This is a genomic window from Bartonella sp. MU37NMGALS, assembly GCF_042194015.1.
GTDB classification, from domain to species: domain Bacteria; phylum Pseudomonadota; class Alphaproteobacteria; order Rhizobiales; family Rhizobiaceae; genus Bartonella; species Bartonella grahamii.
This window is the reverse complement of the sequence record NZ_JBHIML010000002.1, coordinates 180,334-203,468: the sequence shown is the minus strand read 5'-3', so window position 1 is coordinate 203,468 and position 23,135 is coordinate 180,334. Positions and strand designations below refer to the sequence as shown.

Below are 23,135 nucleotides of genomic sequence, written 5' to 3'. Positions count from 1 at the left end.
AAACACACAGGAGAGATAAAATGAGTGATATGATATTAATAAAATACTGGAGTCGTCTTGATTCAAAAGCACAGAAGGAAGTTATTTTGGAGCTTCGTCAACGGGTCGCCGCAAAAGAGTCAAAATCGCCTGCCTCTCTTGCGGAGAGAGTTTTGAAATAAGCTCTATAAATTCTTTATCTTCAGGGCTAGCCCCTTTACCGTAAAGAATATAATTCATACTGATATTAATTTCGTGACAAATTCGCGAAAGAGATTCGATTGTTGGTTCTTTTCCTTCAGAAAGAATAGAATGAAGGTACCCCGCACCTTTACCGGCAGAGAGGGAGATAGATCTCTTTGACCGCCCACTTTTTTCAAAAGCGATCCTTAATCTTTGACGCCAACCATCGATATTCATAATTTCACCATATAGCGCGTCTTTTTAAAAAAACACGTCCTTTTTATAAAACGAGCTTGCATTATCCTCTAAAAAGGATAAAATTAAGGAAACAAATTTTACTTTTTAGGGGGAAAATTTTTTATTTTTGGATCATAAAAACACTTTAACCACCCTATAGGATATACAAAACCACCTCCCAAAGTTGCTGCCCAAAAGCAGATACATTGAGAATGTGTGGTACTCTTTATTTTTTCCATCACCGCAATCTTAAATCGTAAGTTTGCATGCGCTTCAAGCACACCCAATCACTTATAAGCGTCGTAAAGAAGCCTCTCGTCATCATCGAACAGAGCCCAACACAACACAAGTTAAATCCTTATTTGCGCTTTTATCATCAATAAAAATGTATAAAAAAGAAGAAAGTAGATTGCAGTATGAAACACGCTAATCAACAAGAAACTCCTCATTATGAATCGTCTAGGCTTCCATATGTTTGTTGGTATCAAAATGACTTTCTAGGAGGCGTACGTGGGATGCGCGCACACGAAATTGGAATCTATACGATTCTTCTCAATGAAATGTATGCACGCGGCCGTCCTCTAGAAATATCGAAAGAACGTTTAGCGCGTCTTTGTGGTTGTGACAAGCGAACTTTTGTTAATGTTTTAGAAATGCTCATCCAAGAGGGTAAGATTTTAAATTTAGCCAATGGATTATGGAACAAGCGTTGCGAAAATGTTTTTCAAGAGCGTGAAAAATTGCTTGAACAAAAATCCTTTGCGGGTCGTTCTTCGGCAAAAAAACGCAAGAAAATCAATGCTGAGATTCAACAACTGCTTAACGAGAGTACAAAAGATGCTGCACAAAGCTCAGAAGCTCAAAAGACAGAAGAAAAGGAAACACCTTACGGTGTTTTAGAAAAGAAAATTTTGTTTGATGAGACAGAACCTTGTTTTTCCTGCGAAGAGAACTTTGAACAAAGCGATCACCCATCACCCTCATCGGCTCTTGATTCTGCTCTCCCTTCCCCTCCACAAGAAGAAGCGGAGCAAAAAAACGCCCCCTCTTTAAACGCTCCCCAAACCGATTTTGCCCCTGCCCCTATTGCACAAATTGTCACGGAGGAAAAAACAAAATCCGCCACCACACTCCCACCCAGCCTCTCTGTATCCATTCCGCCTTCTTCCAACAAAAAACCCACTGCCTCAGTTGCCAAAGGGCATCGCCTTCCTGAGCATTGGCAAGCAGACATCAAGGCAGCAGTTTCAGAAGGTTTAAGTGAAAGCCAAGCTCATTGGCAAGAAAAGAAGTTTCGCGACTATTGGCAAGCCAAGGGTGGCAAAGAAGCTCTCAAAGTAGACTGGCAAGCCACATGGCGCAACTGGTTTCGCCGTGAAATCGAACGGCTAGAACAGCAAAAACAGGGGAGCTCCTCATCTTTCATCTCTGAGAACAACGACATGCTTTACCGCAGTTTGATCAACTATAGCGACAATTTTTGACATCACACGAACAACCTATTTTTCAAGCACGCGCGGAGACAAAAAATGTTTCAAAACCATAAAAATAATAACAAAAACAACAATGAAATAAGCTCTTCATACAGCAAAACGAGCCAACATCACCCCTACTACTCTCACCACAAAAGTGTTCGCCCTACACAAGCCCATCTCTTGCACGCAAAGGAACACAAAAGCTCTCCAGCCTCTGTGTATCCATCCCGCCTTCTTCCAACAAAAAACCCACTGCCTCACAATTGCCCAAGAGCACCGTCTTCCATGCACTTGGCAAATAGTTATCAACGCGGCAGTTTCAGAAACTTTCAGCAAAGATCATACCCTTCAAACAAGGCTCGCCAGCCTCTCTGTATCCACCTCCTCTTTCTCGAGCAACACCCTTCTTCCAATTACCGCCCTTTCCAAAGAGCACCGGCTTTCTGAACATTGGCAAACAGACATCAACAGAGCCATTTCAAAAAACCTTCAACGAAAAGCAAACTCTTTGGCAACAAAACACCCCAACAAGCGCCACAACACATAACCCAACAGGACCCCCAGCATGCACAAAACCTCAGGCAGATCCACCCCGCTCTTCTTACACCCCCCTTCCTCCTTTCCCCAAGACACCACTTCCCATGCTCTTGGCAAACAGACATCAACAGAGCCATTTCAGAAGGTTTGAGTAAAAGCCAACCCCATTAGCAAAGCCAAGAAGTTTGGCGACTATTGGCAAGAAAAGAGCGACAAAGAAGCGCTCAAAGTAGACTGGCAAGCCCCATAGCACCACAGATTTCACGATCAGATCGAACGGTGAGAACAGCAAAAGAGAGTCCTTATCTCCTACATCTTAAGAAAAACAACAATCATATCACGAATGACCATGAGCACAATTTTTGAAATCAAACAAAAACTTATCTCACAAGCCGATAGAATAGTAGAAATGCTTCTTCCCCAAGGGCACAAACGAGGCAACAATTGGATTGTAGGCAACACACGTGGTGAAGCGGGTCAAAGTTTATCAATTTGCTTGAGTGGGAGTAAAGCAGGACTTTGGTATGACTTTGCAGAAGGCACTGGAGGAGATCTTTTAGATCTTTGGTGTGAAGTCAAAGGCATTAGCCTCTCTCAAGCATTAGAAGAAGCACGCGCAACTCTCAATTTGACACGCCCCAAACCCTTTATGGTCCCTCATCGTTCCTATCGCCGTCCACCGGTTCCTAAAGGGCAGACCCCGCAAAATCTGGTAAAAAACTATCTCCACAAAGAACGCCACATTCCTCTAGAGGTTATAAAGCGCTACCGCATAGGAGAAAATGGTGACAAAATCATTTTCCCCTTTTATAAACCCGACGGCACCCTTGCTTTAGTCAAAGAACGGCTCGCGCAAGCAGGAGCAAAAAGCAAACCAACAGCTTCCCAATGTGAACCGATTTTGTTTGGTTGGCAAGCCCTTTGCCCCACAGCCCCCCCCTCCACGCACGCACTTCAGCAAGCATCTCAGCAGGCATCCCAAAACACACCCCAGCAAGCGCCCCAAAACACATCCCAACACACACCCCAGCAGGTACCCTCAACCAACCCCGCCTCCACGCACACACCCCAGCAGGTACCCTCAACCAACCCCGCCTCCACGCACACACCTCAGCAGGCATCTCAGCACGCACCTCAGCAGGCATCCCAACACACATCCCAGAACACACCTCAGCACACACCTCAGCAGGCGCCCCAGCAGGCATCTCAACACACATCCCAGCACACACCTCAGCAGGCATCCCAACACACCGCCACAACCAACCCCGCCTCCACGCAAGCACCTAAGCAGGCGCCCCAGCAGGTACCCTCAACCAACCCCGCCTCCACGCACACACCTCAGCAGGCATCTCAGCACGCACCCCAACACACACCTCAGCAGGCGCCCCAAAACACACCCCAGCAGGCACCCTCAACCAACCCCGCCTCCACGCACACACCCCAGCAGGCACCCACCCACGCGTCCCAACAGGCGCCATTCCCCACGCTTTCTTCAACAAACCGTACCATTGTTATCACTGAAGGAGAAATTGATGCGCTTTCCTTAGCCGCCTATGGATATCCGGCGGTTTCTGTTCCCTTTGGAGGAGGAAGTGGAGGCAAACACAACTGGATTGAAAATGAATTTGATCATTTAGAATCTTTTGAAACAATTTTTTTAGCCACCGATATGGATCCGCCCGGAGAAGAAGCAGCCCGTGAAATTGCCAGCAGGCTTGGACGTCACCGTTGCTACCGTGTCCGTTTACCCCGCAAAGATGCCAATGATTGTTTAACCGCAGGGATTGATAGCGCCACCATAAAAGCCGCCTTTTCCTCAGCACAAAGCTTTGCACCAGAAGGTTTACGGCGCGCCTCAGACTATAAAGATCAAGTGATTGGGCTTTTTTGGCCAGAGCCTGAAAAACACCTTGGTTATACGGTTCCCTATCCTAAACTGCAGGACAAATTGCATTTCCGCCCAGCAGAATTAACGCTCTGGAGTGGTGCGAGTGGTGCAGGTAAAAGCCAATTGTTATCAGACTGTATTCCCCATTGGATTGCACAAAAGAGTCGCCTTTGTTTAGCGTCTCTAGAAATGAAAGGAGAACAATCGCTCCGCCGTTTAACCAAACAAACGGGCGGCTTAGAACAGCCTACAAAAGAAACGATTGAACGGATTCTTCATTTTTTAGACGAAGGGCTTATTCTTTATGAACATGTTGGCAAATCAAGCGTAGATACCTTGCTTGAAGTCTTTGACTATTGCCGTGCGCGCTATGGCTGCGATCAATTTATCATCGACAGTTTGATGCGGCTTGGCATTGCCTCTGATGATTATGCAAGACAAGAACAAGCCGTTTATAAAATGGTTGATTGGGCTGTTTTAAACAGTGTGCATATTCACCTTGTCGCCCATGCCCGCAAAGGCGGTCTGGATAAAGATATCCCCAGCACAGAAGACATTAAAGGCGCCTCAGAAATTGGCGCCAATGCCTTTAACATTATCACCATTTGGCGCAATCGGTCGTTGGAAGATAAAATCTTTGCCGCCTCTCTAGCACAAGAAAAAGCAGATTTAGCCAAACGCCCCGGCGTCATTATGAATATTGCCAAACAACGTTCTGGTGATTTTGAAGGAAAAATAGGGCTCTGGTTTGATCCCCAAACCTACCGCTATCGCTGTTCTTTTGAACAATCATTCCCTCGACGTTATCTGTAATACCCCATAAACCCCACTCTCTTAAAAAACGCCTCCGCCTTCAAACGCGCACGCCTTGCTCCCTCACAAACAACAGGAAGGATAAATCCACAAATGATAAAAAACACCCAATCCTTCGAGAACCAAAGCCAGCCCAACCCCATATTCTCTGCTCCCAAACGCAAACAAAAAAAGGTCGCTCCAACAACAGCGCAAAACACCACCCCTTTCAATAGCCACAAACAACGCGTCACCACCCCATCTTGCCGCCCCCTCATATGCAAAATCAAGAACCACTCCAACACTACAGCAAACACGATCCCTATCAAGGACAATAGTCCCCACGGTATATCCATACTCTCCATTCCCTCAAGAGCCAAAAAAAGGACGACTCCTAAAATGCAGTAAAACAGCACTTCCTTCAAAAAGAGGGAAACACCACAAATACAATAAAACGCCGCCCGCCACCAAGGAATATCGAAGCGATTGGAAAGCTTATAAGTACCAATAACGACAACAATAAAAAGGTAGGAAAACACCAACAACAGCAAAAAAAACAAATCGTTCGACATCAATATCCAAAATAACCCACAGTAAAATTAAAGACCACACCCATGGAGAAAAAAACACCAGCTACCTCAAGAACCAAGCCCCTAGAACACGCGCACGCCTTGCTCCCTCACAAACAAAAGGAAGGGTAAATCCAAAAATGAATAAAAACACCCAATCCTTCGAGAACCAAAGCCAGCTCAACCCTAGATTCTCTGCTCCCAGACGGATAAAACAAAGAATTAGTGCCAAAATGCAGCAAAACAGCACAAAATTCAAAGCACGCAACAACCTCTGTAGCACCGTATCACTTTGCTCGCGTATAAAGAACCCCAAGAGCACTTTCAACAATACAGACAAGAGCAAAACCTTTAAGAATACCGCTCTTATGCTATCCATATCTCTGACGCCCACAGCAGCAAACCACAGGATAAAGCCCATAAGGCAACAAAACATAACCGCCTTTACGAACACTTGCCAAGCAACAGGCATACTCTTGACGCCCAGATGCACCAAACCAAGGACAGTTGCAAAAATGCAAGAAAACACCGCCCCCTTCAAGAGCAGCTCTCCGTCAACAGCGCGCCTGCCCACGCCCACATAAACAAAACCAAGGTAGGTAGCAACAACGCCATAAAGCACCACCCATCTCCAAAACATCCACCCTGTAACAGAGCGACGCTTTGCTCCCACATAAATAAAAATCAAGACAAGAGCAAAAAAGCAGAAAAACCCCAACCACTGCCAAAACATCACATCGTTCGACATCAAATACCCCTCACAGAAAGAACATCAAAGACCACGCCCGTGGAAAAGAAAAATGCTCATTCTTTTTAAGCACCCCAACAGTACACGCATACACCGTATCCCCTCCAAAGCAAAAAAAGGAACAAGTCCAATAGTGCCCACAAACACCCCATTGTTAAAGATCACAAACCAGCGAACCCCCATATGCTTAGCGCCCACATGCGCCAATCCAACAACAGCTCCAACAACGCCGCAAAACACCAGAAACCTCAAAAACATGTCCCGCGCAACTACCATACGCCCCGCTCCTTTATTAAGCAAAAATCAGAGACCATGCCAAAATGCAGCAAAAGATCAATCCTTTGAAAAGAATGAAAGCCTAAAACCAAGACGCCTTGCTCCTAGAAAAATAAGCCCAAGGATAAGACCAAAGACAACGCCAAAAAGAATGTTAAACACCCACCTGTTTGAGAACCACACCCAAGTCAAACCAAAGTGCTCGGCTTGCCCATAAACAAACTTAGAGACAGCGATAATAATGAAGCTCAACGCCAAATTTTTTAAAAAAGCCTTCCTTGTAACCCCAAAAGACCTCATTGCCGCATAAATAGAAACAAAGACAAGAGCAACAAAGCAGAAAAACCCCAACCACTGCCAAAACATCACATCGTTCGACATCAAATACCCCTCACAGAAAGAACATCAAAGACCACGCCCGTGGGAAAGAAAAATGCTCATTTTTTTAAGCACCACCCCAACAGTACACGCATACACCGTATCCCCTCCAAAGCAAAAAAAGGAACAAGTCCAATAGTGCCCGCAAACACCCCATTGTTAAAGATCACAAACCAGCGAACCCCCATATGCTTGGCTCCGTTATACGCCAATCCAACAACAGCTCCAACAACGCAGCAAAACACCAGAAACCTCAAAAAAGACACCCCACGCGATATCCCCTTACCCCGCACCCTCATAAGCAAAACCAAGGACCAAGCCAATAACGCAGAAAAACGCCAGCCCCTTCAAAAACATGTCCCGCGCAACCACCATACGCCCCGCTCCTTTATTAAGTAAAAATCAGAGACCATGCCAAAAATGCAGCAAAAGATCAATCCTTTTCAAAGAATGAAAGCCTAAACCCAAGACGCCTTGCTCCACGATAAATAAGCCCAAGAATAACGCCAAAGACAACGCCAAAAAGAATGTTAAACACCCACCTGTTTGAGAACCACACCCAAGTCAAACCAAAGTGCTCGGCTTGCGCATAAATAAAATCAATGACAGCAGCAAAAATGAAGCTCAACAACACCATCTTGAAGAACAAACCCTTTTTTACACCACGCCGCTGCATTACTTCATAACCAAACATAAGGAAAATGCCGGGAGTGCCATAAAATACCACAGCCCGTAAAAATACGCCCCACGTCATCCCCAACGCCTTCATTTCCATATAAACAGACACAAAGACAAAAACCGCAATGCAGAAAAATACCAATCTTTTCAAAGATAAAACACCGCGCAACATCATGCCACTCCCCATCAAGCCATTCAAGGAAAATCCACCATGCAACAAAACACCCCTCCTTTCAAGAGCCAAATCCATGGGGCTCCCCCACACAAGCGCAACAGTCCAAATCACCCCCAAGAGCGCATACCCAACACGCACACTCCAACACATGTCTTCCTCTCATCCCCCTCTTTTGCCTAGAGCAAGCAACATTTTTTAAAAAACGAGAAGCAAAGTTAAAATTTTTAAGGAGATGCTATGACCCATCACGAGAAAAAAAATACACAAACCTGCCCGCTTGATCATCAAAATCAAGGAAAGCACATTGGTCATTTAAAGACGCAAGAAATTGCTGTTGAAACGCGTAATCCTTATTTTAAACCCAATCATCCAGAAAGTTCCAGCAATCCGCGCACCATCAATGCCATTGCCAATACACAAAGCCATCCCATTGCACTTTTATATGCGAAAGGACATCTCAGCAAAGCCCAATATAAAGCGGCAGAACGTTTTTATTTTTACTGGCGTCAAAGTCAAGCCGATCTCCACATGAGCCTTGACTACACCCGTGAAAAGGTTTCCTGTAGCCAAGGGTACACACACCCCATTGAACGTCAAATAGAAGCATCCAATCATTTAAGAACAATCAAAGTTCAACTGGGTATTCTTGGCTATTCACTGCTTGAACGCGTTATCGGCTATGGACAAGCAATCAAAGAATTAAATTCTTCAAAACGCAAACAAAATTCCCTTGCCGATCATTTACGAGATTGTTTAGACTTGCTCGCATTTCATTGGGGATATGCAAACCATAAACATTCTGAATAATCCCCTCCTCGCCATTCAAATCTGCCTCCCATGTTGCTGCGCCTTCTAAAGCCCCCCACACCGCTTAATCATCCAGCAGCTCTCCCCAACCTCTTCCACCACTTCACCCCTCACACCCAAAAGGACAATACTTCACTCCACACCCACTCAAGATACACTCCACACCCTTAAAAACAAAAACCCTGCTCCCACACCAGTCCTGTAATCATGAGGTTCTTTTAAGTTTATTCGTGCTTATTGAAGAATAAGTTTTGTTTAAGATGCTTGCATGCATCATAACAGCTTTAAATACAGTTTATTTAAATACAATTTAATTGTTTAATTAATGTCGAGTCTCAAAATAAATATTCAATTGAAAAAGTATTCATTAATTTTTAATGCAAAATGACAAAATTTTCTTTTTTGTAAAAAGTATTTTTTATATTGATATATTTTGAATTCTCTGCTAATTTTAGTGTAATAGTTTTGTAAGTATGAATTTGTGGATTGGATACGGTCTTTTAAATTCATTTTTTTAACATGTCCTACAAGCCAATGTTAAAATTCTCCTGCTTTTAGTCCTCTGATTACAACGGAGGACTTTTTTTTATGACTGTACTTTTTTATAACTGTATTGTCTTAAATCACTCTCTTATGAGCTTTGTTATATTCCTCCATAAAATCTCCCCGCAAACTAGATCATTCTTTTATCAAGTTGGCTTGCGTTCGATCCTCAAAGAACAAAGGTTCTTAACCCAATCTGATCTACAAACAGCTTGGATAGACTTCACTCTTGGTTTTCCATTCACTCTTTGTTTTCTATTCAGGGATTTTCAGCTGAACTCAAGATGCAACACGAGCAAGCTCTGCCCTAAAGATTCACCACGCCCTTTAAAAAACACTTCAATATATCCAAAGCGCCGGCTGGCTCTCATATCACCAAACCGCAAATGACAGTGTTTTACGACATAACAGAATGACTTATGTTTGACGACTTTCTTTATCCTGTAGCCCACCAACCGGTTGATGTATCATGGCACCATTTTGATTTATAATTATAATCGCGCGTTATTCATATTAAAATTAAGCGACCCGAGTATCATAGGGATTGTCTCATTTCAAATTTATTTCATATTGCATCAATCAACAGCATATCTTTTGCACGTTACCAACATGAGAGACATATGAAATAACACACTTCGAAGATAAAAAAGCAAGATGCCTCTTATGAACACGCTCAAGAGCCAAAGGCTGTCATCCCATGAGATGCTAAAATAGTATGATAGTGCTGGCTTTCGCCTTATGCGATTTTAAAAAGGGCTGATCCACTTCACAAGAGATTTCTCCATTATCCCATTCACCAACATTATTGTGAGATAAGACAACATGATGTTTTTAAATCAAGGACGTAAATGTGCAACACAAGTATATTCTGTTTGGAACATTCTGTTTTACGCGACTCACGTAAAACCCCATTAAAAAACTTGCATCCCCACGAGAAAAAACTAAAGCGTGAGGATAAAAACATGAGACAAGCGTGATTCCATTCAGCTATTGCTCTTTAACTGTCAAACCAAATAAAAAATAGATCCGGCCAAATAAAAAATAGATCCGGAAAGACGGAGTTTCATCTATAGCACTTCATATTCTTCTCAAATATGTTCATCTTCCTGCTTTAAGAGATAAACTAAAAAGATATACAACATCGCTCCTAACATCCCCCTCTTTCTAGCATCCCTCAAGAATCAAACGTTATACAGCTCATTTTGTCATATTATAAAGCATTGTTATTTTAATGCGGTGTTGAGGCAGTGAAAATAATTGAAGTGTTTAGCCACCGCCATTAGCGAAGCAAAAAAAACAAACTGTTGAAAAGCAGTGTAAATCTTGTGTAAACATAAAAAAAACAAGAAAAAGGCACAAAAATATCTTAATTTTTATAAAAATACTCAACGTCTTTTACGATTGTATTGACGAACAACCCTGATCACATAATCATCTTAAATATTGAGAATAAAAAATGAATAGCCCTACCCTAGCAAATACAGCAACCTACCAATATAAAATATAAAAAAAAATCTTTTGGTTATCTCTGTTTCTTATAGAATATGCCTTTCCCTATGGATGCACTCTAGCCTCCAAAGAGTGCATTCAATCCATGGAAAGGATGCACTCCAGCCCTCATAAAGAGTGCATCCTTCCCCTCAAACGGATACTGCCCAACCCTCATAAGGCAAGTATCCAAACTGTAGAGGATGCACTCCGCGCCTTAAAAAGAGTGCATCCTTCCCCTCAACGGATACTGCTCACCCTCATAAAGCAGTATCCAAACTGTAGAGGATGCACTCCGCCCTCATAAAGAGTGCATCCTTCCCCTCAACGGATACTGCCCAACCCTCATGAAAGCAGTATCCAAACTGTAGAGGATGCACTCTAGCCCTCATAAAGAGTGCATCCTTCCCCTCAACGGATACTGCCCAACCCTCATAAAAGCAGTATCCAAACTGTAGAGGATGCACTCCGCCCTCAAAAAGAGTGCATCCTTCCCCTCAACGGATACTGCTCACCCTCATGAAACAGTATCCAAACTGTAGAGGATGCACTCCAGCCCTCAAATAGAGTGCACCCTTCCCCTCAAAAGATACTGCCCAACCCTCATAAGGCAAGTATCCAAACTGTAGAGGATGCACTCCGCCCTCATAAAGAGTGCATCCTTCCCCTCAAAAGATACTGCCCAACCCTCGATAAAACAGTATCCAAACTGTAGAGGATGCACTCCGCCCTCATAAAGAGTGCATCCTTCCCCTCAACGGGTTTTACTCAACTTTCATCGTATTTCATTCTTATGAACCCTCATTTTATGAATCCTTAGTCAAAGGCACAAAAAAGAAGTTTGCTAGCAACTATTGTATCACCCACCTTATGGGATTCCACTTGCCTACAGAGCTTTCAAACTTTTTTACGCCTTCATAAAATCGAATCTGAAAGAATTCATTAAGGCAATTAAGGGTAAATTTTGTCAAAATATAGACAAACTTTATTCTTTTTTATGACTGTTGTATTTTTACTATAGTTATTTAAATCGAATTTATGTATGATACATATCGATATTTATTTATCGAAATAAATATAGGAGAAAAAACTATGAATATCAGATATTTTTTCATAGCGGGGGCAATTACAAGTGGTTTAGCTCTCGCGATTCAAAAATCTGATCGTATAGTCAATAAAGAACCCTCTCCTATTGTTGCACCTTATACTATTGAGAAAACAAATTTACAGTTTGTTAAACAAGTAAGGGACACATCGGATACATTGAATATACTGAGAGTCAGTAATAGAAGCGCCTCAGAACAAGCATCAATAAACGATATATACGAAAAAGGAAAAAGTTTATTGAATGCAATAGCTGGTTTTTTAGGATCAATTATTATATATTTTATACAATTGGTTTCCGCTAGAGTATAAGATACAAAAATTTCTTAAAATAAGGTTATATACATTTTGTGTATATTGTAAAATTTAAATAAAAAGGCCCTTTTAAAATGGGGCCTTTTTTAGTTTAATTTTTCCGATGTTTTAATTTAATTTTTATTGTGTTTTTATTTGTTCAATATCACCGCCTTCAAAAATGACATTTTTTACTTGTCCCACATCTCAAATAATGAGGGCTCTCTCCTTAAGCTCCCCCCCATAGGCGCTTTAGTCAACGGACTTCCCCATAGCGCTTTAGTCAATGAGGGTCCACAATCCTTTTGTTCTTCTTGTTCTTCCAAAAAATTCTCCTATTTTCAAGAAAATGACCCTGCAACCCCACTTCAATAGGATTCATTTCAAAGCTTGAATGAACAAGGCTCCTAAAAATACGAAAACAACCCATATACCGCGCCCCCCTACAAGCAAAACCATTCTTTGAACTTCCTCGCAATTTCAAACGATAAAGTAAGTCCCAAGCGCTCACTCTAGGCTCTAAATCCCATGGGCTCTTATTCCCTTTAATCAATACTAATCCATAATCGGCTTTTCTTCCACTCAATGCCATCTTCAACACTGCTCCTTAGAGCAATATTTACGGACAACCCATAAAAGAGCACCAAAACACCTCAAAGGTAAAAAAGCTTAACACTACTCAAAAATGACATTTTCTACCCTTCCTCACATCTCAAATAATGAGGACTCTCCTTTTAAGCTCACCCCACAGCGCTTTAGTCGACAGAGCTTCCCTCCATAGGCGCTTTAGTCAATGGACTTCCCCCTCATAGCACTTGAATAAGCGATAATTTATGAGCATTTTCTAACAAAACAACAGGACCGTCTTAAAGAAGAGAGCAGAATTTATAATCGATTTTTCTCCCCTATTTTTGAGGATCAAGCCATTTCCAGTCTATTTTTTTTAAAATCTTGGCTATTATTCTTGATTTTTCGAGCACTTTATTTTGCTCTGGTAAGAAAGGTGTGAAAGCGTCTCAATCATGGCGCTTTTCTTCTTTCAAATAAGGGTACTTTTCTTCAACAGGAGAATAAACTAATCAATTTTTATATCCATAAATGCGATTTCACCATCTTTGATATAAGTAATATCAGGAGCATGTTTTACCCCCTCTGCTTCAATCACGAGCTGTTCATCACTCACCCCTTCAAATCCTTGTTCCCTTAATTCTTGTTTTTTCTCCTCGACTAATTTTTTATGAAAAGCGCGTTTTTGATTACACGTATTAGGAGATCTCACTCTAAAAAGCTGATAGTCCATGGCTATAGACCACTTCTCAGCAACCCGTTCCAGCAGATCGTAACTGAACTTTGCTTCCCTTTTCACTTCTTGAGCGATCATTAAAGCGCGTTCCAAATGAACTTTTTCAATGGTTTCATCAAAGCCAAGCTTCTCCCCTGCCGTAAAACTTTCATCATAAGAAGCTAAAGTCTCAACATCACCCAGTAAGGCAAGAGCAGCAAGATGCAGCAAAGCATAAGGTGCAAGCTCTATGTCATCATCCGTTGCCCAAGATAAAGAGTCTTTTTCCCAAGGGGGAATACCATATTGAGAGCGAAACATTTCATGCAAAGAATCATCTTCCATTGTCCATTTTAAAGTTTTATCGAGTGCTTTCTTTAAACGCTGGGCGCTCACTTTTTCTTCAAAAATTTCCAATCCATTGGGTACAAAATTCATAAATACCGTTGGCACAACCCCAGAATTATGAGGATTAATCGTCTGACAAGCCGCCGCAAAAATACCGCTCATAATTAAAAGTCCGCGATCAAAGGGCGAAAATTCTTCCACTCGTTGCTCGTTATAGAGAAACTGCACTTCACGATCTGGTAAAAAGAGGGTTGCCAAATAATCTCCCTTTCCCTCGATTTCCACCGACCATCCCAAGCTTTTTAAAAGCCCTGTTGCACTTTCTATCGTGAGAATTTCATCATCATCATAATCGGCAGAGAACTCTTTTTCCTTTAGTTGCAAACGCCTCTTCTGCACCACGGCTTCATCTTTCCAAAACTGCTGCGTTGCAAGATCATTTTCTTTAAGCACTCTTTCCAGCTCGCCTTTCACTTGGAAATTCATTTTCATCCGTTTAAAGACAGAGGTATAAAGAGCTAAAACAAGCATGATAATGATCATGCAAATAACAATCATCACCCAGAATCCGGGATCTAATAGAAGTACCGCTATAGGATCACTGTTCTTTTTTCCCCTCTCAGTCTTTAAAAAAGCCCGTGCGACAGAGAGCTTATGTGCTCTCGCACCGAGATTGCTTCTTCTAGTTTCTGAATATTTTTGTACAACTCACCCGTCACTTTGGTGCGAAGCCATAACATAACCGGAATAAAAATAATAACACAAACCGTTATGATGTCCGTTGTTTTAAAGAGAACGGCATGCACAACATATTGCCACCCTGTCAGCTGCCAATTCAATACACCTGGTATTTCTATAACCATTTTCCACATGATAATGAGAACAGCAATAGCAAAGATAATTTTATAATCCTTTGCTGAGAGCAACACTTGCTGGAGCGAAAAAGAATGCGCTCCTTTATGCGTTTCTTGCTCTGATGCCCAATTTTGCTCCTTCATGTATTCCCCTCTCACTCTTTGAAAAGACCCGTGCGACAGAGAGCTTATTTGCTATCACACAGAGATTGCCTCTTCTCGTTTCTAGATCTTTTTTCCAATTTACGCATTATGATGATGCAAAACCCAAATACCACCGGAATAAAGAAAAGTACACAGGCCATTATGGTTTGCGTCATAATAAAAATAATAATATTCGTGGCACCTTGCTACCCTCTTACCTTCCTCACACCTCAAACAGTGAAGATTTTCAAACCACGCCAATCTGTAACCGATAGCCACAATTCAGCTTTTTTCCCAAAAATTCTCCTATTTTCAAGAAAATGACCCTACATCCCCTACATCATCGGATTTACTTCCAAATCTCTATGAAGCAGACTGAAAAACACAAAATACCATAAATTTTTGTATCAATATCACCATACTAAAACGCTGTTGAGGCTTAGCAAGTGCTTCTTAATTGGCAAAGACTACTTAAAAAGACAAAAAAACATCTCAAAGACAAAAGAGCTTAACACTACTTAAAAATGACATTTTTTACCCTTCCTCACATTTCAAACGATAAAGTAAGTCCCAAGCGCTCACTCTAGGCTCTAAACCCCATGGGCTCTCATGTAATAACGCTTTTATCAATACTAATCCATAATCGGCTTTTCTTTCACTCAATGCCACCCTCAACACTGCTCCTTAGAGCAATGTTTACGGACAACCCATGAAAGAGCACCAAAACATATCAGAGGCAAAATGGTATAGAGAGCAATCCCTATAAAGGCTGAATCTCTCATAATTTCTTCATTATTTTTTTCCCTCTCATGACTCTCAAACGCTGTATCCTGTTCTTGCAAGACGTTTTTCAGTTCTTTTCTTAAGCAGCAATACGTTCTCACCTGCTTAAAGACACCATAATAAAGTTGTAAAATCATCATAGGAATACAAGCAACCCACAGTGTCACGAACAGAAGCACGAGACCGAATATTGTAACAAGAATATCACTCCATTTTTCTCTATCGCCTTTTTTATACCAATCCTTTTGATCGGTTATTTTACCCCGTTGCTGGTTTATTTCTTTCAATTTTTGAGTATTTTTTCTCAACAAAAGCCACAATGTTATGAAGAGTATGTACAGAACTGGAAACAAGACCCAAACACACACTGTAATAACTTGCCAAAACGCACACAGAGAGAGAAAAAGGGGTGTATCCTGCCACCCTGTCAAGTTCTCTTGGCTACCCAAGGATGGGAAAAATAAAATCCTGTTGCACAACTCAATAATGAGCGAGAGGAACCAAATGACAACACACTCTCGCACAGAAAAATAATCTTTCCCAGAAAAATAGCGTAGTTCATTATAAAATGCTGAATAAAATGCTGAATTTTTCCCCTTCATTGCTCTTCCTTTTTTTATGAAAAACGCATTTTTTATCTCATGCCCGCTCTTTTAAGAACCACGAAAAGTGCGATGCATAGCGCTTCCCTTATTTTCAATAACCCCCCCCAACTTTCTAAAAGCGCTATTGCTCTTCCAAATGATGAAGAGCAGCCTCCTCATTACAAAAGAAAATAGACTATCCCCTTTGCCTGATGATTTTCCAACCATCCCCTCTTCTCTATGTCACGAGAGCTTCTAAACATTGCCTCTTCCCCCTCACGATAGCTACAAAAGCGCCTTGTCACTCTCTTTATCTTACGCGTTTTAGTAGCCGTCTCATTCTACGATACTTTCTCACCTGCTTAAAGACACCATAATAAAGTTCTAAAATCATCATGGGAATACAAGCAACCCACAGTGTCACGCACATAAGCACGAAAACAAATATCATGACAAGAATATCGTCCATTTTCCAGTTCACACTTTCTTTATACCGATCCTTTTGATCGGTTATTTTACCCCGTTGCTGATCTATTCCTTTCAATTTCCGAATATTTTTTACCAACAAAAACCACAATATGATGCCGAGTATCAACATAACTGGGAACAAGACCAAAACACACACTATAATAACTTTCCAAAACGCATACAAAGAGAGAAAAAGAGGTGTATCCCACCACCCTGTCCGTTCTCCATTGCTACCCAAGGATAGGAGAAAGAAAATCCTGTTCCATAACTCAAGAGAGAAAATGTTGTACTCTTTGCTATCCAAGGATGAGAGAGAGAGAATCCTGTTCCACAGCTCAAGAAAGAAAATCCTGTTCCATAGCTCAATAATGAGGGAGAGAAAACAAATGACAACACGCTCTCGCACAGAAAAAACACTTTTTTCGAAAAAATGGCGCAGTCCATTATAAAATGCTGAATTTTTCCCCTTCATTGCTCTTCCTTTTTTTATGTAAAACGCATTTTTTTATCTCATGCCCGCTCTTTTAAGAACCACTAAAAGTGCGATGCATAGCGCTTCCCTTATTGTCAACAAAAAACCCAAACTTTCTAAAAGCGCGGTTGCTCTTCCAAATGATTAAGAGCAGCCTCCTCCTCATTACAAAAGAAAATAGACTCTCTTCTTTGCCTGATGATTTTCCAACCATCCCCTCTTCTCTATGTCACGAGAGCTTCTAAACATTGCCTCTTCCCCCTCACGATAGCTACAACAGTGCCTTGTCACTCTCTTTATCTTACGCGTTTTAATGCCCGTCTCACTTTACGATACGTTCTCACCTGCTTGAAAACAAAATAGTAAAATTCTAAAATGAGCATGACAACACCCGCAGGAAAAAAGACCTCTAGCAGAAATATCAACCAAAAGTATACAATAAAAAAACTGCTTATTTTTTCTCTATCCTTTTTTACCGGATTATTTTGTTGATCGGTTGTGTGACCCCGTTGCTGGATAACCTCTTCTAACTGCTGAATCTTTTTTTTCAACAAATACGTTAAGATGAGATAAAGCACCAATAAAACAGGCATCAAGGCAACAACACACACCATGATAACTTCACGCAGCACAAAGAGCGCCAAAAGAGTGCTATCCTGCGATACACTCAACGACCACTTGGATTCTAATGGGATCAAAAGAGCTTTATGACCTATCCCAATAAGGATAGAAATAAGACAAATGATAATATGATCTTTATAAGAACGAGATGATTTTCCAAAAAGAACAGAGCACAGTTTGTTATAAAATGTGGAATTTTTCCCCTTCATTTGCTCTTCCTTTTTATACAACTGTTTGTCCTTGACTTTTATAAGGACACAAACAATCTCTCAAGTAAAATTCCGTCCATTATCGTCAGACAGAATACCCCAGAGAACACTCGTATTGTATATTTATATTGCCAATACTTTTGCCAATACACGTGCTTGTTTTAAAGAAACACCTCTCAACACTTCTAAACCAACGCGCGTACACCCCATTTCATGAACAGCACCCATGAAGGGGATAACAATAGCGCCCTCATGAATATATCCCCCTTACTATAAACTCTATCACCCCTATTGTTTCAATAAAAAGTATAACCCAGCACCATTCACATGCGCCGCCCACCGCATCTACGATACCCATACCCTCCCCTTGCGACAAGCCATACTCGTTCCTCTACGAGATTACCCATTTACCCTAGGCGCGCGCTCTCCTACAACAAAACCTGCCCCTTACAACAGCCATACCCGCTCTGCCCCTACAACAGCCATATCTAGCTTCGACAACAGCCCTTATCTCTTGAAAAGATAGAAGCATTTTTATTCTTTTATCAATTGTTTTCCGCCCCCCCTGTTTTCCGCCCCCCCATTTAAGACATGAAAAAAGTCACTTCCATTGATGCGCAAATGATCGCGCAATAAGAGCATTTGAAATGAGAAAATCTTACAACTCTCTTATTCCAATTAAAAAGGATCAATGATCATTATAAATCAAAATATGACGATATCTTCCATTTTTCATTAGGGATCTTGCAAGCCAATAGCTCAGAATATATTCATAAAAACGCTTCTAACACAGTGAGACAGCCACTATTTTTGAGATCACGCGTTTTAATATTAATGAAAGCACTAACATTCTCTTCAAGTTTGAGGTGTTGTTTTGTCAACAATCTTGTTAGCATGGATTGATTCTATAACTATGCGGTATCATCACAATTGCTCTCTATGGACAGCATAATGATCGCTTCATTTTACTCACAATTCTTTATAAGCCTTGCGTTATAGGCTTGTCTGGAAAAGATAAAGGAAAATCCTATTGAATATAGCAATTATTTTGGGGTCTGTGCGTCAACCTTCATTAACACGAACTTTAGCCAGTTATTTAGCAGATTGCCTCATGAAGCGGGGTGCATCACTTCATTGGGTTGATTTGCGTGAACAACCGTTGCCGATAACAGATCCAGATTATCATCAGCAGGTAGAGGCTAATCCAAGTGCTGCGGTTCGTGAGTTTGTAAAAACCATTGCAGCGGCTGATGGCGTTATTCTAGCAAGCCCCGTTTATCAAGGGTCTTATTCGGGTGTTTTAAAAAATGCTCTTGATAATTTGAGCTATAATGCCTTTTTAAATAAACCTGTTGGGCTTATCTCTCATGGAAGTACCGCCAAAAAATGCGCACAACCGTGTGAACATTTATTGTCGTTGGTGCGCACGCTTTATGGTTATGCACTCCAATGTCAAATCGCCTCTTCCCCCGAAGATTTTTCCTCAGATGATGACGGTCGTACTTGGAAAGTTATCAGTGAAGAGATACAAACACGTTGTGAAAGGCTTGCTGATGAAATGTGTACATTTTTAAAGCACCATGGTGTGATTTAAAGCAATAAGGGAGGGGACTTGAAAAAAAAGGATGCGCACTATCGTTATCTAGTGGTAGGGGGCACAGGGATGCTTGCGCCTTTGTGTCAGTCACTTGAGCCGCAAGAAGTGATTATTGCTGCACGCTTTCTTTCCCATAAAGTCCAGCTTGAGGCATTGCAAAAACAGCATATGTGTGTGCCATTGAATTATGATTGTGCGGCATCAAAGGCGCAATTTTTAGAAGCTGTGAAGCAATGGCATGATCTAAAATATTGCATATTATGGATTCATTCGTCCGCCCATGCATTTTCTTGCGCATTAATTGAGCAGTTAGCTCTTTTGCCTAAACCGCCATGTATTCTTCATATTTTTGGTTCCAACACGCATGATCAAATGGTCCTCGAATGCGCGCGCAAAAACAAGGTTGATTTTATCCCCATTCAATTAGGACAAAAAACAACCCCAAAAGGTTCACGATGGCTGACTCATCAGGAGATAAGCCAACAGGTACTGGATGCCATAAAAAACCATATGAATAAACAAAACTTATGATCAATACCTATGCTTTTCAAAGAAGCCATGCCCTTCAATCTCTATCCATACCCGAACACCCTCTTGAATAGCCCATACTCTTTACATCATAGGCTTTGCGAACGAACAATCCCCCTCCCTTACGCCTCTCAAACAGTATCCTTATATCAAAAGCCCCAAAACCAAACGTTTTTTACCCCTGGGCTTATCCCCCTCTGACGGTTTATAAAATTCACACGGACTTATTCTCTTCTCACGCGACTTAGACAGCATAATCTTATAAGGCGTCATAGTATAAAACTTAAAACAGCAAATTGTGTTTAGAATTTTTTGTCTATTTTAAAGCTGACCTTTCTCCCCACACCTCAAAGAACGACAGTTTCTACGGAACAATGGTTTCTACGCAACGTAAGGTTCCCACGAAAATCTTCTCTTTCAGCAGTCCAAATTTTAGCAGGTTCGAATTGACTTCCCTCTCATAGTCGTCCCGTCATGACTTATACTCGACAAGCTTTTTTAAAGAAATTTCAATGCGCTCCTAAAAAAAACACTTCAACATACTTCGCACCCTCTTTATCCCAAGCACCCCAAAACCCTCACGGCTCTTCACCAACCACACATCTGCGCCTTTACAGTTCCACGTTTTTACGATTTTGCAAATTCACAGAAAACAAGCAAACTGCCGATAAACAGCCCCATTGAAACCTATCACCAGCCTATCACAAATCTATCACTGACCTATCACCAGCCTATTACTTGCCACCAGCCCTTTTCACCAAACGCCCTCCATTTCCCCATTCCAATGACGCATTTTACAATCCAGCCCCTCCATTGGCACCCTCTTTACCCCAACCGCCCCAAAACCCTCACGGCTTTTCACCAACCACAAATCCTTGCCTTTACAGTTCCACGTTTTTACGATTTTGTAAATTCACAGAAAAAAAGCAAACTGCCGATAAACAGCCCCATTGAAACCTATCACAAATCTATCACTGACCTATCACCAGCCTATTACTTGACATCAGCCCTTTTCACCAAACGCCCTCCATTTCCCCATTCCAATGACGCATTTTACAATCCAGCCCCTCCATTGGCACCCTCTTTACCCCAACCGCCCCAAAACCCTCACGGCTTTTCACCAACCACAAATCCTTGCCTTTACAGTTCCACGTTTTTACGATTTTGTAAATTCACAGAAAAAAAGCAAACTGCCGATAAACAGCCCCATTGAAACCTATCACAAATCTATCACTGACCTATCACCAGCCTATTACTTGACATCAGCCCTTTTCACCAAACGCCCTCCATTTCCCCATTCCAATGACGCATTTTACAATCCAGCCCCTCCATTGGCACCCTCTTTACCCCAACCGCCCCAAAACCCTCACAGCTCTTCACCAACCACAAATCCTTGCCTTTACAGTTCCACGTTTTTACGATTTTGCAAATTCACAGAAAACAAGCAAACTGCCGATAAACAGCCCCATTGAAACCTATCACCAGCCTATTACTTGCCACCAGCCCTTTTCACCCAACGCCCTCCATTTCCCCATTCCAATGACGCATTTTACAATCCAGCCCCTCCATTGGCACCCTCTTTACCCCAACCGCCCCAAAACCCTCACGGCTTTTCACCAACCACAAATCCTTGCCTTTACAGTTCCACGTTTTTACGATTTTGCAAATTAACAGAAAACAAGCAAACTGCCGATAAACAGCCCCAGCATACTACAAGCCTATTATAAGCCTATTCATTGACATCAGCCTTTTCAAACAGAGATCAGCATAAAATGAAAAAAATAATCCATGCCCTCCTCCCAAGCCGTGAAGCAATGGCATGATCTAAAACTCACATCTCCCCCCATGACATGAGGGCTACACACGCTTTTTCAGCGCTGCATTTAATTGCCGCGTAACCTTGTAATACGATATCAAACGCTTTATAAAAGAAATATACAGTGCCACAATGGGTATTGTTAAGAACAAATCAAAAATACCCCCCAGCAGAATGATCAAAATCAGCGTGTAAGCTGCCGCCATTGCGTAATGCATTTTATTCCCTTCTCTTTATAAATTGATTGATTGGGTTGCTTCAGTCACTTCTTCCAATTGCTGAATCTTCTTTTTCAATCGAGAGGTTAAAATTTCACGAAGGATCACAACAACAGGGATCGTTGCAAAAATACATACCGATAAAAAAAACCAGAAGAGCAAGAGAATGACAAAATATTCAAATCTGCTCTCATCTATCTCATCGATCCCTTTAAAGAAAATCACATAGACATAAACTTTGAAAAACATAATAATGAAAGAGAGGCATGCGTGGAGGATATAATCTTTGCGTGAAAAAGCGAGCCATTTTTTTAACGAATGAGAACTTATCTGTGTTTCTAGTGCTAAGTTTTGCGGCACTCTCTCTTTCCCTTTTCCGCTTTTTTCAAAGAAACAAAAATGCTGCGGCTGTTCTTTCATCAAACGTCTTTGTTTTTTCACTCTGTAATAGAGCCTCAAACGCTTGATTAAAGAATAATAAGGCGCCACAATAATCATATTCACAAAAATAGCAAAAACTGTAACTGCATTTAGAAGAAAACATCCAATTGGCAGAAACAAAATAAAAACCGCGGCCTCACTCCTCATGCGTATAACCTCATTGATTAATCTCCTGCTGCTTTATTTCTTCTTCCAATTTTTGCTTTATTTTTTCCAATTTACGCTCTTTAACGGAGCGCAGCCCCCACAAAATAGGAAGAGGTGTAAGAAGACAAAACCAAATCAACACCGGCAAGAGAAAAATAAAAGAACCAATTCCTTCCCATCTTATCCACTGCAACGGCTGTACCAGAGATTTTGCACCCGCAGGAACTTCTAAAGCCATCATGATAAGACATGTGCAAAACATAGTGAAAAAGGAACGCCCTATTATTTCACAACTCCCCACCCCTTTACGGCTTTCCACTGAAGGCACCGTCAATTTTTTGAATGAAAAGAAAGACTCTTCAAATGGCGCATTTTTCTCCTGCATTGATCCCCTCTGCTTTTACACTTCGCGCTTTTTACGCTCTATTTTTAGGTTTAAGCTCTTTTTAATTTATCTAAACGCTTTATTTTC

At 41.5% G+C, this 23,135-nt stretch carries 23 protein-coding genes; 8 read left to right on the top strand and 15 right to left on the bottom strand.

What is annotated here, in order from left to right:
* Nucleotides 1-81 precede the first annotated feature (81 nt).
* Nucleotides 82-399 carry an XRE family transcriptional regulator gene (locus ACFIJP_RS02280; RefSeq protein WP_375625349.1) on the bottom strand — a complete coding sequence of 106 codons (318 nt, stop codon included), beginning with the start codon at nt 397-399 and terminating at the stop codon, nt 82-84.
* Between the two features lie 416 nt (nt 400-815).
* Between ACFIJP_RS02280 and ACFIJP_RS02275 the strand changes: the two genes are divergently transcribed.
* Together ACFIJP_RS02275 and ACFIJP_RS02270 are read left to right on the top strand one after the other, a co-directional pair.
* Nucleotides 816-1,883 carry a DUF1376 domain-containing protein gene (locus ACFIJP_RS02275; RefSeq protein WP_375625348.1) on the top strand — a complete coding sequence of 356 codons (1,068 nt, stop codon included), beginning with the start codon at nt 816-818 and terminating at the stop codon, nt 1,881-1,883.
* 877 nt (nt 1,884-2,760) lie between these two features.
* On the top strand, nt 2,761-5,112 hold the full coding sequence (locus ACFIJP_RS02270) for a toprim domain-containing protein (protein ID WP_375625347.1): 2,352 nt from the start codon (nt 2,761-2,763) through the stop codon (nt 5,110-5,112).
* On the opposite strand, the gene ACFIJP_RS02265 is transcribed toward ACFIJP_RS02270, so the two are convergent.
* From ACFIJP_RS02265 to ACFIJP_RS02240, 6 genes are all read right to left on the bottom strand, one after another.
* Nucleotides 5,103-5,663, bottom strand: a complete 561-nt coding sequence (locus ACFIJP_RS02265; RefSeq protein ID WP_375625346.1) for a hypothetical protein — start codon at nt 5,661-5,663, stop codon at nt 5,103-5,105. The two genes, ACFIJP_RS02270 and ACFIJP_RS02265, sit on opposite strands and share 10 nt — an antisense overlap.
* Nucleotides 5,664-5,724: 61 nt before the next feature.
* Complete coding sequence (locus ACFIJP_RS02260; RefSeq protein ID WP_375625345.1) at nt 5,725-6,408, bottom strand: hypothetical protein; 684 nt, start codon at nt 6,406-6,408, stop codon at nt 5,725-5,727.
* Between the two features lie 24 nt (nt 6,409-6,432).
* Nucleotides 6,433-6,684: a hypothetical protein gene (locus ACFIJP_RS02255; protein WP_375625344.1), complete on the bottom strand. Its 252-nt coding sequence runs from the start codon at nt 6,682-6,684 to the stop codon at nt 6,433-6,435.
* A 57-nt stretch (nt 6,685-6,741) separates the two neighbouring features.
* Nucleotides 6,742-7,065, bottom strand: coding sequence for a hypothetical protein (locus ACFIJP_RS02250; protein WP_375625343.1), 324 nt, complete (start codon nt 7,063-7,065; stop codon nt 6,742-6,744).
* Nucleotides 7,066-7,121: 56 nt separating this feature from the next.
* Entirely contained in the window at nt 7,122-7,274 is a 153-nt protein-coding gene (locus tag ACFIJP_RS02245; protein ID WP_375625342.1) for a hypothetical protein, read from the bottom strand.
* 221 nt (nt 7,275-7,495) lie between these two features.
* On the bottom strand, nt 7,496-8,065 hold the full coding sequence (locus ACFIJP_RS02240; protein ID WP_375625341.1) for a hypothetical protein: 570 nt from the start codon (nt 8,063-8,065) through the stop codon (nt 7,496-7,498).
* A gap of 87 nt (nt 8,066-8,152) precedes the next feature.
* Between ACFIJP_RS02240 and ACFIJP_RS02235 the strand changes: the two genes are divergently transcribed.
* Both ACFIJP_RS02235 and ACFIJP_RS02230 read left to right on the top strand, forming a co-directional pair.
* Entirely contained in the window at nt 8,153-8,722 is a 570-nt protein-coding gene (locus tag ACFIJP_RS02235) for a hypothetical protein (RefSeq protein WP_375625340.1), read from the top strand.
* 3,123 nt (nt 8,723-11,845) lie between these two features.
* Nucleotides 11,846-12,169 (top strand): hypothetical protein, encoded by a 324-nt coding sequence (locus ACFIJP_RS02230; RefSeq protein ID WP_375625339.1) that lies wholly within the window; start codon nt 11,846-11,848, stop codon nt 12,167-12,169.
* Nucleotides 12,170-12,434: 265 nt separating this feature from the next.
* On the opposite strand, the gene ACFIJP_RS02225 is transcribed toward ACFIJP_RS02230, so the two are convergent.
* The 6 genes from ACFIJP_RS02225 to ACFIJP_RS02200 form a co-directional block, all read right to left on the bottom strand.
* Entirely contained in the window at nt 12,435-12,743 is a 309-nt protein-coding gene (locus ACFIJP_RS02225) for a hypothetical protein (RefSeq protein WP_375625338.1), read from the bottom strand.
* Nucleotides 12,744-13,226: 483 nt separating this feature from the next.
* Nucleotides 13,227-14,339 carry a DUF6990 domain-containing protein gene (locus tag ACFIJP_RS02220; protein ID WP_375625337.1) on the bottom strand — a complete coding sequence of 371 codons (1,113 nt, stop codon included), beginning with the start codon at nt 14,337-14,339 and terminating at the stop codon, nt 13,227-13,229.
* 68 nt (nt 14,340-14,407) lie between these two features.
* Nucleotides 14,408-14,779 (bottom strand): hypothetical protein, encoded by a 372-nt coding sequence (locus ACFIJP_RS02215; RefSeq protein ID WP_375625336.1) that lies wholly within the window; start codon nt 14,777-14,779, stop codon nt 14,408-14,410.
* A 671-nt stretch (nt 14,780-15,450) separates the two neighbouring features.
* Nucleotides 15,451-15,870 (bottom strand): hypothetical protein, encoded by a 420-nt coding sequence (locus tag ACFIJP_RS02210; protein WP_375625335.1) that lies wholly within the window; start codon nt 15,868-15,870, stop codon nt 15,451-15,453.
* Between the two features lie 586 nt (nt 15,871-16,456).
* Nucleotides 16,457-17,086 carry a hypothetical protein gene (locus ACFIJP_RS02205; protein ID WP_375625334.1) on the bottom strand — a complete coding sequence of 210 codons (630 nt, stop codon included), beginning with the start codon at nt 17,084-17,086 and terminating at the stop codon, nt 16,457-16,459.
* A gap of 296 nt (nt 17,087-17,382) precedes the next feature.
* The gene (locus ACFIJP_RS02200; RefSeq protein ID WP_375625333.1) at nt 17,383-17,916 is read right to left on the bottom strand and encodes a hypothetical protein; all 534 of its coding nucleotides are present in this window, start codon (nt 17,914-17,916) and stop codon (nt 17,383-17,385) included.
* Nucleotides 17,917-18,946: 1,030 nt separating this feature from the next.
* On the opposite strand from ACFIJP_RS02200, the gene ACFIJP_RS02195 reads away from it, so the two are divergent.
* From ACFIJP_RS02195 to ACFIJP_RS02180, 4 genes are all read left to right on the top strand, one after another.
* Nucleotides 18,947-19,510 carry an NADPH-dependent FMN reductase gene (locus tag ACFIJP_RS02195; RefSeq protein ID WP_375625332.1) on the top strand — a complete coding sequence of 188 codons (564 nt, stop codon included), beginning with the start codon at nt 18,947-18,949 and terminating at the stop codon, nt 19,508-19,510.
* Between the two features lie 18 nt (nt 19,511-19,528).
* Nucleotides 19,529-20,044, top strand: coding sequence for a short-chain dehydrogenase (locus tag ACFIJP_RS02190; RefSeq protein WP_375625331.1), 516 nt, complete (start codon nt 19,529-19,531; stop codon nt 20,042-20,044).
* Between the two features lie 781 nt (nt 20,045-20,825).
* A complete protein-coding gene (locus tag ACFIJP_RS02185) occupies nt 20,826-21,254 on the top strand; it encodes a hypothetical protein (RefSeq protein ID WP_375625330.1) in 429 nt (142 codons plus the stop codon).
* A gap of 89 nt (nt 21,255-21,343) precedes the next feature.
* Nucleotides 21,344-21,712: a hypothetical protein gene (locus ACFIJP_RS02180; protein ID WP_375625329.1), complete on the top strand. Its 369-nt coding sequence runs from the start codon at nt 21,344-21,346 to the stop codon at nt 21,710-21,712.
* Between the two features lie 378 nt (nt 21,713-22,090).
* Here ACFIJP_RS02180 and ACFIJP_RS02175 read toward each other — a convergent pair whose 3' ends face one another.
* Both ACFIJP_RS02175 and ACFIJP_RS02170 read right to left on the bottom strand, forming a co-directional pair.
* A complete protein-coding gene (locus tag ACFIJP_RS02175; protein WP_375625328.1) occupies nt 22,091-22,435 on the bottom strand; it encodes a hypothetical protein in 345 nt (114 codons plus the stop codon).
* Nucleotides 22,436-22,673: 238 nt separating this feature from the next.
* Entirely contained in the window at nt 22,674-23,048 is a 375-nt protein-coding gene (locus ACFIJP_RS02170) for a hypothetical protein (RefSeq protein ID WP_375625327.1), read from the bottom strand.
* Nucleotides 23,049-23,135 lie beyond the last annotated feature (87 nt).

Coding starts and splice junctions, on each gene's coding strand:
- ACFIJP_RS02280 (WP_375625349.1), bottom strand. CDS start 399: ATGAATATCGATGGTTGGCGTCAAAGATTAAGGATCGCTTTTGAAAAA.
- ACFIJP_RS02275 (WP_375625348.1), top strand. CDS start 816: ATGAAACACGCTAATCAACAAGAAACTCCTCATTATGAATCGTCTAGG.
- ACFIJP_RS02270 (WP_375625347.1), top strand. CDS start 2,761: ATGAGCACAATTTTTGAAATCAAACAAAAACTTATCTCACAAGCCGAT.
- ACFIJP_RS02265 (WP_375625346.1), bottom strand. CDS start 5,663: ATGTCGAACGATTTGTTTTTTTTGCTGTTGTTGGTGTTTTCCTACCTT.
- ACFIJP_RS02260 (WP_375625345.1), bottom strand. CDS start 6,408: ATGTCGAACGATGTGATGTTTTGGCAGTGGTTGGGGTTTTTCTGCTTT.
- ACFIJP_RS02255 (WP_375625344.1), bottom strand. CDS start 6,684: ATGGTAGTTGCGCGGGACATGTTTTTGAGGTTTCTGGTGTTTTGCGGC.
- ACFIJP_RS02250 (WP_375625343.1), bottom strand. CDS start 7,065: ATGTCGAACGATGTGATGTTTTGGCAGTGGTTGGGGTTTTTCTGCTTT.
- ACFIJP_RS02240 (WP_375625341.1), bottom strand. CDS start 8,065: ATGTGTTGGAGTGTGCGTGTTGGGTATGCGCTCTTGGGGGTGATTTGG.
- ACFIJP_RS02235 (WP_375625340.1), top strand. CDS start 8,153: ATGACCCATCACGAGAAAAAAAATACACAAACCTGCCCGCTTGATCAT.
- ACFIJP_RS02230 (WP_375625339.1), top strand. CDS start 11,846: ATGAATATCAGATATTTTTTCATAGCGGGGGCAATTACAAGTGGTTTA.
- ACFIJP_RS02225 (WP_375625338.1), bottom strand. CDS start 12,743: ATGGCATTGAGTGGAAGAAAAGCCGATTATGGATTAGTATTGATTAAA.
- ACFIJP_RS02220 (WP_375625337.1), bottom strand. CDS start 14,339: ATGATTGTTATTTGCATGATCATTATCATGCTTGTTTTAGCTCTTTAT.
- ACFIJP_RS02215 (WP_375625336.1), bottom strand. CDS start 14,779: ATGAAGGAGCAAAATTGGGCATCAGAGCAAGAAACGCATAAAGGAGCG.
- ACFIJP_RS02205 (WP_375625334.1), bottom strand. CDS start 17,086: ATGAAGGGGAAAAATTCAGCATTTTATAATGGACTGCGCCATTTTTTC.
- ACFIJP_RS02200 (WP_375625333.1), bottom strand. CDS start 17,916: ATGAAGGGGAAAAATTCCACATTTTATAACAAACTGTGCTCTGTTCTT.
- ACFIJP_RS02185 (WP_375625330.1), top strand. CDS start 20,826: ATGACGCATTTTACAATCCAGCCCCTCCATTGGCACCCTCTTTACCCC.
- ACFIJP_RS02180 (WP_375625329.1), top strand. CDS start 21,344: ATGACGCATTTTACAATCCAGCCCCTCCATTGGCACCCTCTTTACCCC.
- ACFIJP_RS02170 (WP_375625327.1), bottom strand. CDS start 23,048: ATGCAGGAGAAAAATGCGCCATTTGAAGAGTCTTTCTTTTCATTCAAA.